A 12,858-nucleotide genomic window follows, 5' to 3' on the forward strand; every position below is an offset into this window, starting at 1 on the left:
ACAAATGTATTAAGGATGGGTTGCTTAAATATTTTTCCTATGCTGTATTTTGGAACTTTAAAAATGTAAGGTTGGGGTTTCAATTTATAATTTTGAAATTTAGGGACGTGGGGCTAGTCTAGGTAGTGGTTTTCGCGGTACCATTCTATTGTCTCCTTGAGTCCTTGTTTCAGGTTGTAGCGTGGCTTGTAGCCTAGCTCTTTTCTGGCTTTCTCGACGCTGTAGGCCCTGTTCGTGGTGACGGAGTCTGCGAGTGCTGTGCGGTGCATTAGGTTGCCTTGGCGTGTTACGCGGTCGTAGATCTCGAGTGGGGCTATTAGTATCTTTGCGAGTCCTGGGGGTAGGGTGATGCTGGGCGGCCCCATGCCTGTTAGCTCGTGGAGGATCTGGTAGACCTGGTTGTAGGTGTACCACTTGTCCTCGCTGATGACGTATGTCTGGTTTACCGCGTTTTCTTTTTCGAGGGCGAGGATGAAGCCTTGGACGACATCCTTCACGTGTGCGAACTGTACCAGGTTTTCTCCTGATCCTATCTTGACCTTGCTGGCTAGGCCTCCCTTCGCATAGCTCGTGATGAACCAGTATGAGACGTCGTCGACGTTTCTCGGACCATAGATGCCGGAGGGCCTTATAATCGTATATTTCAGGCCTTTCTCTGAGAGTTTTCTCACGACTTGCTCTGCCCTGGCCTTGGACTTGCCGTATTCGAACTGGGGTCTAAGGGGGGTGTTCTCGTCTCCCGGCGGGTTTAAGACTGGACCAATGGCCTCGGTGCTGCTGCAGTATATGAATCGATAGACCCCGCTTTCAATAGCGGCTGTGGCGAGCCACTCCGTCCCCCTCACGTTTACCAGCTCGTATAGCTCCTTTTTTCCGAAGAAGGTGTAGTAGGCTGCAAGGTGGATTACGGAGTCGACCCCCTTGACCGCTCCGGGGAGTGTCCAGGGTTTCGTTATGTCTCCCTTGTAGAGCTCGACTCCAAGGGCTTCTAGGAGCCTGGTGTCGCTGGTGGGGCGTACAAGTGCTCTAACAGTGTAGCCCTTGCTTACAAGCTCTTCCACGAGGTGACCGCCTAGGAAACCCGAGGCCCCCGTGACTAGGATCTTCATCGTCACCTCACCCTTAAGTAGACAGTATATGTGAAGGCCTGGGGAAGATAAAGACCGTCATAGGGTTCAAGGGGTGTTCTGAGGTAGCTCTCGCCGAGGGGGACAACCCTGTAGACTCCTAGTCTGTGAAGGTTTTTCTCTATCTCGGCGATCTTGTCGGGGGTTAAGGCTATCGCGATTGTCTGAACCTTGTCCACGCCTTGGTATGCAGGGTTCTTTGGCAGTGTCTCGATTAAAGCTAGGGCCTCCTTAGTATTCTGGACGGCGACAATCTCTATGAACCTTCTTCTATAGTGAAGGGGGAGCAGGGCATCTTTTGGAAGCTTTGCGAGAGCGCTGTCGTTCTCCGACACAACTATTGTCCAGGGGTTTCTAGGGTCGGTGCTGGCTAATACCTTCGCGCCCGCCAGCTCAAGGCTTCTGATAAGGACGAAGAGGGCGTAGGGAAGAGTCTCGCTCTGCAAGTAGTACTCCTGTCCTATTTTCTCGAGTGCTGACGCAAGCATCTCGGCGAACTGGATTGCCTCGTGTCGAGGCCCTATTAGGGCTGCCTGGGTCGGCGAGTTGCAGAGTTGTTGCTCGTAGAGTATCATTTCTAGGGCTAGTCTCTCTGCAGTCTGTTGGTCCACGTGCTCCGAGTCTATTATCGCGAAGCCCGTCATGGGCCCATTAACTATAAACCTAGGCCTGTAGGGGTTGACCGCTAACATGTGCGCTACAAGCGTTCTGCCCGGCTCCCCACCCCAGTAGTTAACGACGCCCAGGGGGGCTTTTTCGAGGAGTGTCTTGAGGTTGCGGCTCTCGTGGGCGTAGTATCCCACCATTAGGGCTCTCCTGAGTGGGTCGTCGTTTGGTAGGTTTTGGAGTGGCGAGTAGACTTCTTGTACTGCTTTTATGTTTGTTATGGAGGGCCGGAGTATCGTGAAGTTTCCCGTGACGATAGAAAGAGTTGTTGGGATGAGTGGAGGGATTATCGAGTTCCCTGAGCCTATTATTAAAACGGGCCCCGCGGGCATTGTCCTAACACGCTCGCCTGGCGCCAGCTCTACTAGTCTCTCCAGGCTTTCAGCCCCTCCTGTGAGGGACACGTCTAGGATCCTCACCAGGTTCTCTTGGTTAAGTACCTCGGCCACGAAGTCGAACTCGAGGTCTATGAGTTTTAGCGGGTATCCTGTCGCCCTTGCTAGCTCCTCCTTGAGCCGGGATAGCTTTCCGCTTTCAAGCTTTTCAAGCCATTCTTCTCCCAGCATGCTTATAGCCTTTAATCTCTGTTTTAGCGGTGTGTTTGCTAGTTCTTGCTGTGTCGAGGGCGCCGCCTTCAGCAGTGGTATTAGCCAGTCGGCTTTTACCTCGTGTAGGACTAAGTCCTCATGCTTTACATGCTCTATGCCTTTGGAGTCTATGCCGGGGTAGAATACGGGGACTTCGATGCTCATTGGATCTCCCCGCCCCTTATCATGAGCTCCTCGAGGGTCCCACCGCATGCTCTCTGTAGGCTCCAACCCTCTTCCTCTGTTAGCCTCCTGACATAGATGAATTCGCGTCCATAATACCTGTCTGAGGGGACCTGCCTCACAATGTCGCCCGGTATGAAGACTTCAAGCCAGGATACGGCGAGTGGGTCGTATATCGCTAGTAGCCCGTCCTTGTTGTATTGCTCCATGGGCTTGTATGTTTTGGGGTCTAGAAGGAAGACCTCCTGTAGGGGATGCGGTATCTTGTGCATGACTCCGTAGTTGTCTAGGAGCGCGGTGAGGGTTTCAGTCATGCCTAGCACGTCCATGAATGGGACGGGGACTTCTCCTCCAGTATCCTTATCCTCAGCCTTGAAGACTCTCCTTGCCTCTTCGACAATTACATAGTACTCTGGGACTTGAAGCCCCTTTGAGCCTCCCCCGGTTACTATGACGCCTCCTCTACCCAGGTCAATTGGAGGCGCGCCAAGGGCTAGCTTGTAAAGAGCCTTCTTTAGCAGTCCTAGGCCTGCAAACTGCTGCGATACAAGATGGACACCAGCTGGAGCTGAAAAGAAGAGCTTTGGCTCTTCCCTGCTCTTGATAAACTCGGCTATCCTCTTCGTGTTGGGGACGAGTCTCTTCCATAAAGGGGTGTCGCCGCTCTCGGGAACCAAGTCCATCCCGTATAGAAGCCTTATCTTCTTGTATTGAAGTGCGAGATCAACGAAGGCGACGAAGTTCAAGTGGTTCTTAAGCTCCTCAGCCGCTAGGAAAAGGGCGAGCCCCTCCCCTTGCTTAAGCTCGCCGCCGTAGACGTACTCGAATAGGTTAGCGTTGGCCACAGTCATTAACAAGAGCTCGAGAGGGCTACGGTATATTCTGACAGGTTTTTTACCGCTTGTCCCGCTTGATCTAAATGTGAAGCCTCCCTCATCGCGGCTGGGTATGAGGAATCTCTTTATCCCATCCCCCCTTAACAGATCCGAGGGCACGGCAAGCTTAGCGAGGTCTTCCAGCTCTGCTGCATCGGGATCAATTCCGAGATTGGCTAAGAGCTTCTCATAGAACTCACTATTTCTCGCAAAGAATTTCAGAGAGCTTCTCAGTAGGTCTCTCCTAAGGTTTGAAAGGTAGCTGGGTGATTTTTCGAAAAGGCTCTTGTCCCTTGCAAGCTCTACTAGTCTCGTAACGTGTGGGTCGTTGAGAAAACGGCTTTCCCGGGCCTTTCCCTCTAACCATTCGTAGCTTGGTAGACTAGACATACATGGGTTTCTTCGTTAATTGACAAAATAAACTTTGTCTAATGCTTGAAAAGGAGAACAGAAGTAATTGATAAACCCGTTAGAGTCCCGCCTTTGCTAGAAGATGGCTGAGAGTCATTCCTACGATGAATGCGGGTGTTACTCGAAGCCACTCCTGTATGGTGAGGGGGTGTGTCTGGAATATCGGTTGTAGGGCTGGATGATATATCAGCGCGAGGAGGATGAGGAGCTGGGAGGCAAGGCTTAGAAGTATCCACTTGTCGCGTATTAGAGATGAGTCGATGAGGGGGCCTCTCTTTTTACGCGAGGCTATAAGGTTGCCCATCTGCGCGAACACTATCGTAGCGAAGGTCATTGTGACCCCTGCAATATAAACGTCCGAGGAATAATCGAGTGGAGTGCCGGGATGCCAGCCTGCACTAGTCCAGAGGGATATACAATTGTAGAGGGCGAGCATGGATGCAGTGAAGCCTAATAGGAAGGACCTTATTATCGCCTTCCTGTCAAACAACCTTTCGCTTTTGCTTAGGGGTGGCTCTTCCATGACCCCTGGCTCGGGTGGCTCCCTGCTGAGCCCGATGGACGGTATGACGTCTATAACGAGGTCTATCGCTAGGACCTGTGTGACTGTGAGGGGAAGCGGTATTCCTCCTAGAATAAAGGCGAGAAATGGAAATAGCTCGGCCCAGTTGTGCGCAAAGACGTATGTTACGAACTTCTTGATGTTTTCGAATATAGCCCTCCCGAGTTCTATACCTTTCACTATAGACGCGAAGCTGTCGTCGAGTAGAACGACGTCTGCTACTTCTCTAGCAACGTCTGTGCCTGTTACGCCCATGGCGACGCCGATGTCAGCCTCTTTTAAGGAGGGGGCATCGTTGACGCCATCGCCGACCATGGCTACTACTTCACCGTTACGCTTTAAGACGCGTAGGACCCTGAGCTTTTGTTCAGGGGTGACTCTTGAGAAAATTACTTCCTCTCTTCTAAGTATCTCGGCAAGCTCCTCATCGCTCATCTTCTCAAGCTCTGCCCCCTTTATGATCCTTGCGTTTTCCCCTACGATTCCTACGCTCCTAGCTATTGCCTTAGCCGTGGGTCCGTAGTCGCCCGTCAGTATTATAATCTTGATCCCACCCTTCTTCGCCTTCGCTACGAACTCTGGGACTTCTGGCCTGGGAGGGTCTATTATGCCTATCAAACCGAGGAACACTAACCCTGAGTCGGTCTCAGTGTCTTCACCGTAGGCTACACCGATTACTCTTAGCCCAGCTTCCCCCATCTCTCTTATCTTCTCCTCGACCCGCTTCCTTAAATCCGGAGAGAAGTCTTTAATCTCGCCGTCAACCATGATCTTATTCGAGGAGCTTATCACTCCCCTGGGAGCCCCCTTTAAGAAGAGGACTCTACTCCCGTTCCTCTCGAATATAACGTATATGGTCTTTTTTGAGGGGTCTAGAGAGGAGCGCTTGACCAGCTCGTACTGCCTCAGGAGAGCCTCCCTGTCGAGACCATACTTGAGAGCCGCTATTAGCAAAGCCGCATCGGTAGGATCACCGATAACCCTCCATATTCCCTTGCCACCCTCGGGAGGTTGGAGTTGAGAGTTTGATGAGAGCACAGCAGCGGTTAAGAGTTTTTCTAGGACTGGATCCCTCTGAATACTCGGGGACCGATTTAAGATGAACTCGCCCTTAGGCTCGTAGCCGGAGCCCGTGACCTGGTATTCTCGGTCGTAGACCCAGACACGTGCGACCATCATCTCCCCTTTCGTTATAGTCCCAGTTTTGTCTGTTCCAATCACAGTCACGCTTCCTAGTGTCTGGACAGAGGACAGCCGCTTGACTAGGACGTTGCGCCTAGCCATGTCAACAACCGCAAGGGCTAGGGCCATGGAGACCGTTATCTGGAGGCCTTCAGGGACCAAGGCCGTCATCACACCTATCATAAAGAGCATGCTGTCGTAGAGGGTTTGGTGCAGGAAGACGAAGCTTACTACGAAGAAGATGAAGCCGACCAGCATCGCGATGGAAAATGTGGTTCTCGCGAGCGAGGCTATCTCTTTCTCGAGAGGGCTTTCCTCTTCCTTAACCTCTTGAGTAAGCCTGACAACGTCTCCAAAAGCTGTGCGCTGCCCAGTAGCGAACACGAGCGCCTTCCCGTACCCACGTACAACCGTGGTGCCGGCAAGTATCACGTTAGGCATTTCAAGGTACGAGGAATACTCCTCTTCCAGGTCATCCACAGTCTTCTGGATTGGGACAGACTCGCCTGTAAGGGGAATATTGCTAACCCAGAGGTCGTGCGCCTCTATGAGGACGGCGTCCGCGGGAACCTTGTCGCCTTCCTCTACAATTATGATGTCTCCTGGTACGACTTCGCTTACTGGTATTATAGCTGTCTTGCCTTCGCGTACCACCTTGGCGTATGATGGCATCCATGCTTTAAGCTTCTCGACGGCTTTCTCGGCACGCCACTCTTGCAGCGTGTTAAGGGTAGCGTTAAGAATTGTCAGGACAAGTATTGCTATTCCTAGGTTATTGGACCCTATTGCGAAGGATAGAGTACTCGCTATGAGTAGTAGTAAAGAGAGAGGATCTACTAGGTGCTTTAGAAACTTCTTAAGGTTTCTAAAACGTTCTTTCCTTATCGAGAAGACGTTAAACCCATATTTAGAGAGTCTACGCTTGGCTTCCTCCCAGGTAAGTCCTTCGGGGGATGTGCCTAAAGTAGTGTAGAGCTGCTCTGGGAGCAATGGCCTCATATCTTGCCACCATCACCGGATCACTTGCTCCACGTTATTGACCTGGCTTAATTACCTTTGCTCTAAAGCGTGCATTGTTTGGTTGAACTTGATAAATAAATAAAGGTCAATACCGCAACATCTTTAAAAAATATTGAGAATTATGACCTCCTCCTCGGATGGGTCTATGGCTAGTCGAAATTCTCACTAAGCCAAGCATTTGAATGGGAGAGATATAAGTGGTAATATCCTATCTTAAACCGTCAGCGTAACCCGTACCCAAAATCATTTTTTCACGTGTACTATTTAATTCTCGCCCTTAATAGCCTGAAAGCAGAATCATCACCTTCTACCTTGAAACCGTAAGGGATGATCTTCGCCGCGGTTAAAACCCACTTCTAGGGGACTCGCGTACATCATCGGTTGTAATGGTCGATGAAGAGCCCCACAGGTATTCAACTAGTCTTAAATAGAGCCCTCTGAATCCCTCAGACAAGCGATCCGTCCTAAACCCGGGCTCTTGTTTAGTATCAGCTGAACGTGGTCGGTTTTAGAGGTCTAGGCGTTTTGTTTGTCTTATAAGGTCTAGGTAGTGGTAGAGTGGGGGAAATGACCGCTACTCCAACGGTTATCGTTAAGAACATCGACCTTCGTGTTTTGGCGCCAAGCCTTATCGGCGGTACATTGTGGCTGAGCCTCGATGCTTCTAGGCTTCTAGTCTCGTCTATTGATGCTGGGCTGAGGGTCATGGGTGTTGCTGAGCAGCGGTTGATAGTATTGAGGGTGCTCTGCAGCCTCTAAGTCTGGGCCTCGACAGCCTGCCCCTAGCCTCAATACTCGAGTCTTTGAAGAGTATTGCTCGGCGAGTAGATCTAGAACTCGGTGACTCAGGGCTCTCAATGACAGTTTATTATTGGCGTGAAAAATTCATACGTCTCAGGCTGCCTGCTGATAGGGGTATCCCGCCAAGCGTTAAGCCCCGCTTTGAGGCATCCATACCTTGCCTTGAAATTTTAAAGGAAACATTAAAGCTTGTAAGGCTCAGGGGAAGCGGGACGCTACAGGTCAAGGTAAAGGCGATACGCACGTCTTTTTAAAGGATCTATCTCGGGGCTTCCGAGTATTTAATTTCTCAGGTATCATTCCCATGAAGATGCACGTGGGCAGGGAAGTACTAGGCCTCGAGACCGAGTAAGGAAAAAGACGCATATTAGCTTGTATTGCTGGGAGTCTACCCCTAGCAAACTGTGAATGGTTAAATCCTAAACTCATAGGGGATAGAATAAAGAATAGACTTTTTGGTGGGACTACAGGCGTAGTACTGATCTATAAGGAATAATCAGTTAATATGGGAGAATCTTTAAAAAATATTTTTTCCAGGAGTCCTTTGAGCTTCTCTCCTAGTTCCTCGTATTTTTTGCGCCCGAGCTCGGATAGATAGACTTTGACTTCGAGGCCCTTGTGTTTACCGGGCTCCCTCCAGAGCTCAATGTAGCCATTCTCGGCCAGGCGGCGGAGGTGCGTGTCCAGGTCGCCCCAATTTATTCCGAGGCTTTTTCTTAGTTCCCCCATCGTCATACCGCCTATTGTGTATAGCAGAGTTACTATCATGAAGCGTTTCGGGTTCATAAGGATCGGGTCTAGCTCCTGCAATAATTCAGCTAGATTAGCCTTCATAGTATCACTGGGCAAAAAAGATTTTCCTGGACGCCATAAGAGCTATTAGCGCTGAAACAGTATAGCTGAGCAGCATCAAGCCTAGCGATAGGAACCAGCCCGCCAGGTAATTATTGAGCGTGACGTAAACGATGAGAGGCGAGGTAACTATGAGAATTATGGACGAGACTAAAAGGGGTCTAGAAAGTATCTCTCCCCTCTTCCATGCGTCTCTCTCGTAAAGCAAGTGTAGACCTAGTAGTGAGACTGCTATCGATGGGTACCAGGCTATGCTAAACCAAATCCATCTCGGGGAGACGGGCAGTGTATAAAATACTGTGAAGGAGGCCCCGAATAGGGCTGCTTCCTTCAATGAGAACCTCTTTCTTGATTCAAGTTGAGGAATGCTTCTCAGCGCAGCAATTAAGCCCCCTACAAGTGGTATAAGTGAGGCCACGGCGGCGCCATTCCAGTAGAAGGCACTCGTGTTCCCTAAAGCAAACGCTAGAGAAACAACTAGTAGCCAGTATGCGGTCATAAAACTGCCAATAAAGAGGAATTGGTAAGCCGAGGCGACTGAGACAAAATACTTTCTGAGCTTTGAGGCTAGTTGGAAAATGTCAGAGGCCTCTTTAACAAAGTTTTCAGCCATTGTTACACCCAATATATGAAATCAAACTGCTGTAATTTATAACCAGTTTAAACTCTTAAATTAAGAGAACGTGAATTGGACTGAATATACTGATAGAATGTAAAACAGTTTAAAAGATTTGGAGAGCTGAGCAAAATAACACGCTTTTATCCGCTATGCGATTATCTCGAATTTTTCAGACCTTCCTATGACAATTATTGACCCCAGCGAGACTAGGAAGGCGAGAGCCGCTAATTGGGTTATAGGTATGCCCTGGAAGCCGACCATGCTTGCAGCGGTGGAGACGAAGAAACTGTATGTCATGATGCCTCCCTTAGCGCATCTACCCGTTATGGGGTCGCACTGGAGAACCTCTGTCTCCACTGTGCCTGAGCCTGAGTTTATGAGGCCAAACTTGTCGTAGCTTAGAGTCGCATTGATTACCACCTTTACCGGGATCCCTTGGACTCTACCCGTCGTGGCGAGCCTTACGTCGACAGTCCTGCCTATATATTGGTTGTTGTAGACTAGGTTTGCGGCGTTAAGCCTGTTGAAAACTACTCTAACCTCGCTGGTCGATATAGGTGTGTAGTCGAGTTTCCCGTTGTTAAGCTGTACGATTACGCTCTCGTTCACGTAGCCGGCTTGGCACCCTGAAGGCGTCGTGCAAGAGGCAGCACTTATGTCTAGGATCTTGTTTACACCACCCGTGGTTGCTCCGACGAGGGCCGAGTATAGTGCCCCAGCAGCAGTTAGGCCTATGAGGAGGACTAGTATTGCCTTTGATAGTGTCCCCAGGCCTGGCTTCACGAAGAAGACGTTGAAGAAGAACCTTTTCATCGACGCGTAGACTCGAAGCATTCCTAGTCTCTCAAGGTCTAGGACGATCGGCAGTAACGCTATGCCTCCTATGAAGCCACCGGCGTGGGCGAAAACCGCTACCCCGAGGCTTGCTCCAAGGTAGCCTTGAACTATCTGTGTCGCGAACCAGAAGAGAATGTAGGCCGCGGCACGCGTAGTGAAGCAGAAAGGTATGAAGAAGTAGAAGAAGCACATGGTCAGCCTCGTGCCTGGGAACAGTAGGAGATAGGCCCCTAGAACGCCGCTTATAGCACCGCTTGCCCCCAGGGCGGGAATAAACGCGGAGGAAGCGCCTTCGACCGGTATGAAGGCTGTATGAAATATTGTGGCTAGAATGCCGCTTAGGAAGTATAATGCTAGGAAGCGTCTGGCCCCTGTCGCGACTTCAACTTGCTTACCGAACGTGTAGAGGTAGAGCATGTTGAAGAAGATGTGAGCTAGGTTTGCGTGCAAAAACATTGAGGTGAAGATGCGGTAGAAGGCTTCTGGCTTCATGATGAAGGCTGGGACAAACGCGAATGCCTGTACCCACACATCCTCCACGGCGAGGAAGCCGTTGTTAATCGACGTGAGAAGGTAAATCACGACGTTTGCGACTACAAGCCCGATTGTGGCGATGGGTCTAACGTGCTCGATTTCCTCGTAGTGTGGATAGGCTATACCCATGTGTCCCGATATAGAATCATGTAAGACATTATATAAATGATAGCCCTTCAAGCGATAAAGTATTTTCTTGCTTGAATCGCTGTAATCTATTCTACTAAAAAGGTAAAATCCTAGATATCTTCTCAATAGCCTTCAAGCCTGAACCTGTCAGGGGTACTAAGACACTATCACCTCTTGAAAGCTTACCTGTCTCGATCAGCCTTTTCAATGCAGGATACACTGTAGCACTTGTCGGCTCTACGAAGAGCCCCAGCTTGGCTAGGGATTTCACACCCACTACTATCTCATCGTTTCGTACCAGAAGTACATCGCCCCTTGAGAGCTTAATGCTCTCGACTATTTCTCGGAGTCTCGGAGGACTTTTTACAGCCACGCCGTCAGCTAGAACCTCATCCTCTCTAAACTCGGGAGGCCTACCATGGAAAGCCTCGTAGACGGGAGTATTTGAAGCGGCTTGAACCCCGTATAATCTCGGGAGAGAGTCTAGGAGCCCCTGGGCATAGAGCCTCTGGAATCCCCAGGCCAGGCCTAGTATAATGCCTCCGCTGCCGACAGGTGCTATTACAGCGTCGGGTGCACCGTACTCCTCAAAGAACTCATATGCTATCGTGGTGTTCGCCTCCGGGAAGAAGGGGCTCCACAAATGACTAGCGTAATAACCCTTACCTAGTTCCCTGAGAGCCCGCCTGGTAGCCTCTTCTCGTCCACCCTCAACCTCGACAAGCTCAGCACCATATGCCTTTATCTGCGTCTTCTTACCTATAGGCGCTCTGGCTGGAGTGTATACTCTACATTTGATGCCCGCCGCTGAGGCATACGCTGATAGAGATGCTCCCGCGTTCCCAGAGCTATCGATGACGATCTCCCGTACCCCCCAGGCTTTCAGATTGCTTATGGCTAGGCTTGAGCCTCTATCCTTGAAGGAGCCCGTGGGGTTCATGAACTCGAGTTTAAAGTGGACGTTCACCCCGTTGATTCGCGTTTTAACTACGGGTGTCCCGCCTTCACCTAGGCTAACGGGTTCAACGCCTTCAGGTAGGGGCAAGGATAACTTGTAACGCCACATCCCTTTAACTCCTTCGAGAGGTTTGAATGAAAAGTGTCCTTCGATGAGTAGGGGCGAGCCGCAAATGCAGGACCAGATTGGCTCGTTGAGAGGATATTCGCGTCCACAGGAGGGACATTTTAGGCGGAAGGACGCCACGATTTAAACGTGTTTCGAGGATATATCACCTTATCTCTTACCCTCTAATGAGAAGATATTATCCTAGCATGTCGAAAAGTTCGCATAAGCTCATGAGGTCTCTCCCAAGGTTTAAGACCTTCAGTGATGGGAATGCCTTGGAGACCCTCTCACATATCGCTGGGTTATCGTCGACGAAGACCGCTTCCTCAGGCTTCACATTGAGGACTCCGAGTATTTTACGGATCATCTTATCCTTGAATGGGTGGGGCTCTATGACAATGACTTTGAAGTAATCGCTTAAGCCGAAAGCCTCCAGAGCCGACATTCCTTTTTCGGGGTAGTTCCAGCTCGCGACGGCTAAAAGTACACCTTTTACCCTTGCATCCTCCAACAATTTTCTTGCGCATGGGTTCAACTTTATGACTTCACCGTTCGAATCAACAAGCTCCTCATCGGAAACACGTCTGTAAGGGGGGCTAGTCGTCGAGATATCGGGGTGGCTCCACAGCGTCCTGTCTAGGTCAAGTATAAGTAGCCTCACGTTTTGTTCCAGGGTTAGAGGGTATTTATTTGTTATAGGAAAAGGCTTCAGCTTTGTAATCCTCATCACATCTCAGTTCGTCTCTTCTTCATCCTTAAATCTAACAACTCTGTGGAAACCTATATTTCTTCCTACATGCCCGTGCCCCTCGCCCCGTAACACTGTAAGGGTTTAGCCAATACGACATAATTTCTGCCTGAGAAGAGCGCTACGCCTACTGGCCTGTATCCTCTCCTAGAATAGAACCTCAAGGCTCTGTTCTCGACATCAACGTCCAATAAAATCCAATCTTTACCCATTTTCTTACAGATTACTTCGACGCCTCTGAGTGATGAGGAGCCGTACCCTTTACCGGGAATTAAGGAGGCTAGGAAAACCAGGTGGCATGAATTCTCAAATCTCTTCAGCAATCCTCGATACCTTACACTCTCTCCAAGCCAGCCCATGACTTCTAGGAGAAGGCTTAGGGAAATGCTTCTCAGGAGGCTTGTAAGAGCTTCCCTGCTAATGCCTGAGGCTGTATTAGAATTGTCGTGGAGGATGGCAACGGATAATACGCGCCCGGCTTTAACGACACATATGGCTCGAAAGAGTCTAGAACGAGTTAACAATTCAATAGCGTAAAAGAACTCTAGGAGCTTTGCCTTGTCCCTGAATAACCTCTTAAATAGCGGATTGTTCTTAAACGCCCAGTAGAGAACACGGTGCGAGCCGGTGCAGGAGCTAGAGAGGCTTGCCACGCTATA

At 50.0% G+C, this 12,858-nt stretch carries 12 protein-coding genes; 2 read left to right on the forward strand and 10 right to left on the reverse strand.

The window, feature by feature from the left end; all coding sequences use genetic code 11:
* Positions 1-113: 113 nt before the first annotated feature.
* The 4 genes from MA03_RS03395 to MA03_RS03410 form a co-directional block, all read right to left on the reverse strand.
* Positions 114-1,109, reverse strand: coding sequence for an NAD-dependent epimerase/dehydratase family protein (locus MA03_RS03395; RefSeq protein WP_052883929.1), 996 nt, complete (start codon positions 1,107-1,109; stop codon positions 114-116).
* Between the two features lie 2 nt (positions 1,110-1,111).
* Positions 1,112-2,545 carry an acyl-CoA reductase gene (locus MA03_RS03400; RefSeq protein WP_052883930.1) on the reverse strand — a complete coding sequence of 478 codons (1,434 nt, stop codon included), beginning with the start codon at positions 2,543-2,545 and terminating at the stop codon, positions 1,112-1,114.
* Positions 2,542-3,828: a phenylacetate--CoA ligase family protein gene (locus MA03_RS03405; RefSeq protein ID WP_052883931.1), complete on the reverse strand. Its 1,287-nt coding sequence runs from the start codon at positions 3,826-3,828 to the stop codon at positions 2,542-2,544. The genes MA03_RS03400 and MA03_RS03405 overlap by 4 nt, the downstream gene beginning before the upstream one ends.
* Before the next feature lie 79 nt (positions 3,829-3,907).
* Positions 3,908-6,592: a cation-translocating P-type ATPase gene (locus tag MA03_RS03410; protein ID WP_052883932.1), complete on the reverse strand. Its 2,685-nt coding sequence runs from the start codon at positions 6,590-6,592 to the stop codon at positions 3,908-3,910.
* A 588-nt stretch (positions 6,593-7,180) separates the two neighbouring features.
* Here MA03_RS03410 and MA03_RS03415 point away from each other — a divergent pair.
* Entirely contained in the window at positions 7,181-7,372 is a 192-nt protein-coding gene (locus MA03_RS03415; RefSeq protein WP_191118722.1) for a hypothetical protein, read from the forward strand.
* A gap of 44 nt (positions 7,373-7,416) precedes the next feature.
* A complete protein-coding gene (locus MA03_RS03420) occupies positions 7,417-7,668 on the forward strand; it encodes a hypothetical protein (protein WP_191118723.1) in 252 nt (83 codons plus the stop codon).
* Between the two features lie 229 nt (positions 7,669-7,897).
* Here MA03_RS03420 and MA03_RS03425 read toward each other — a convergent pair whose 3' ends face one another.
* The 6 genes from MA03_RS03425 to MA03_RS03450 all read right to left on the reverse strand — a co-directional run bounded on the left by MA03_RS03425 (position 7,898) and on the right by MA03_RS03450 (position 12,852).
* Positions 7,898-8,248, reverse strand: a complete 351-nt coding sequence (locus MA03_RS03425; RefSeq protein WP_052883935.1) for a transcriptional regulator — start codon at positions 8,246-8,248, stop codon at positions 7,898-7,900.
* A 4-nt stretch (positions 8,249-8,252) separates the two neighbouring features.
* The gene (locus MA03_RS03430) at positions 8,253-8,879 is read right to left on the reverse strand and encodes a hypothetical protein (protein WP_052883936.1); all 627 of its coding nucleotides are present in this window, start codon (positions 8,877-8,879) and stop codon (positions 8,253-8,255) included.
* Positions 8,880-9,032: 153 nt separating this feature from the next.
* Positions 9,033-10,385 (reverse strand): rhomboid family intramembrane serine protease, encoded by a 1,353-nt coding sequence (locus MA03_RS03435; RefSeq protein ID WP_052883937.1) that lies wholly within the window; start codon positions 10,383-10,385, stop codon positions 9,033-9,035.
* Positions 10,386-10,479: 94 nt separating this feature from the next.
* Entirely contained in the window at positions 10,480-11,589 is a 1,110-nt protein-coding gene (locus MA03_RS03440) for a pyridoxal-phosphate dependent enzyme (protein ID WP_191118724.1), read from the reverse strand.
* Positions 11,590-11,647: 58 nt separating this feature from the next.
* Positions 11,648-12,178 carry a magnesium-dependent phosphatase-1 gene (locus MA03_RS03445; protein ID WP_052883939.1) on the reverse strand — a complete coding sequence of 177 codons (531 nt, stop codon included), beginning with the start codon at positions 12,176-12,178 and terminating at the stop codon, positions 11,648-11,650.
* 65 nt (positions 12,179-12,243) lie between these two features.
* Positions 12,244-12,852, reverse strand: a complete 609-nt coding sequence (locus tag MA03_RS03450) for a GNAT family N-acetyltransferase (protein ID WP_052883940.1) — start codon at positions 12,850-12,852, stop codon at positions 12,244-12,246.
* Positions 12,853-12,858 lie beyond the last annotated feature (6 nt).

Source organism: Thermofilum uzonense, from assembly GCF_000993805.1.
GTDB lineage: Archaea > Thermoproteota > Thermoprotei > Thermofilales > Thermofilaceae > Thermofilum > Thermofilum uzonense.

Excerpts from the sequence above, each read along its gene's own strand:
- MA03_RS03400 (WP_052883930.1), bottom strand. The coding sequence starts at position 2,545 with ATGAGCATCGAAGTCCCCGTATTCTACCCCGGCATAGACTCCAAAGGC.
- MA03_RS03395 (WP_052883929.1), bottom strand. The coding sequence starts at position 1,109 with ATGAAGATCCTAGTCACGGGGGCCTCGGGTTTCCTAGGCGGTCACCTC.
- MA03_RS03430 (WP_052883936.1), bottom strand. The coding sequence starts at position 8,879 with ATGGCTGAAAACTTTGTTAAAGAGGCCTCTGACATTTTCCAACTAGCC.
- MA03_RS03405 (WP_052883931.1), bottom strand. The coding sequence starts at position 3,828 with ATGTCTAGTCTACCAAGCTACGAATGGTTAGAGGGAAAGGCCCGGGAA.
- MA03_RS03435 (WP_052883937.1), bottom strand. The coding sequence starts at position 10,385 with ATGGGTATAGCCTATCCACACTACGAGGAAATCGAGCACGTTAGACCC.
- MA03_RS03425 (WP_052883935.1), bottom strand. The coding sequence starts at position 8,248 with ATGAAGGCTAATCTAGCTGAATTATTGCAGGAGCTAGACCCGATCCTT.
- MA03_RS03415 (WP_191118722.1), top strand. The coding sequence starts at position 7,181 with ATGACCGCTACTCCAACGGTTATCGTTAAGAACATCGACCTTCGTGTT.
- MA03_RS03410 (WP_052883932.1), bottom strand. The coding sequence starts at position 6,592 with ATGAGGCCATTGCTCCCAGAGCAGCTCTACACTACTTTAGGCACATCC.
- MA03_RS03445 (WP_052883939.1), bottom strand. The coding sequence starts at position 12,178 with ATGAGGATTACAAAGCTGAAGCCTTTTCCTATAACAAATAAATACCCT.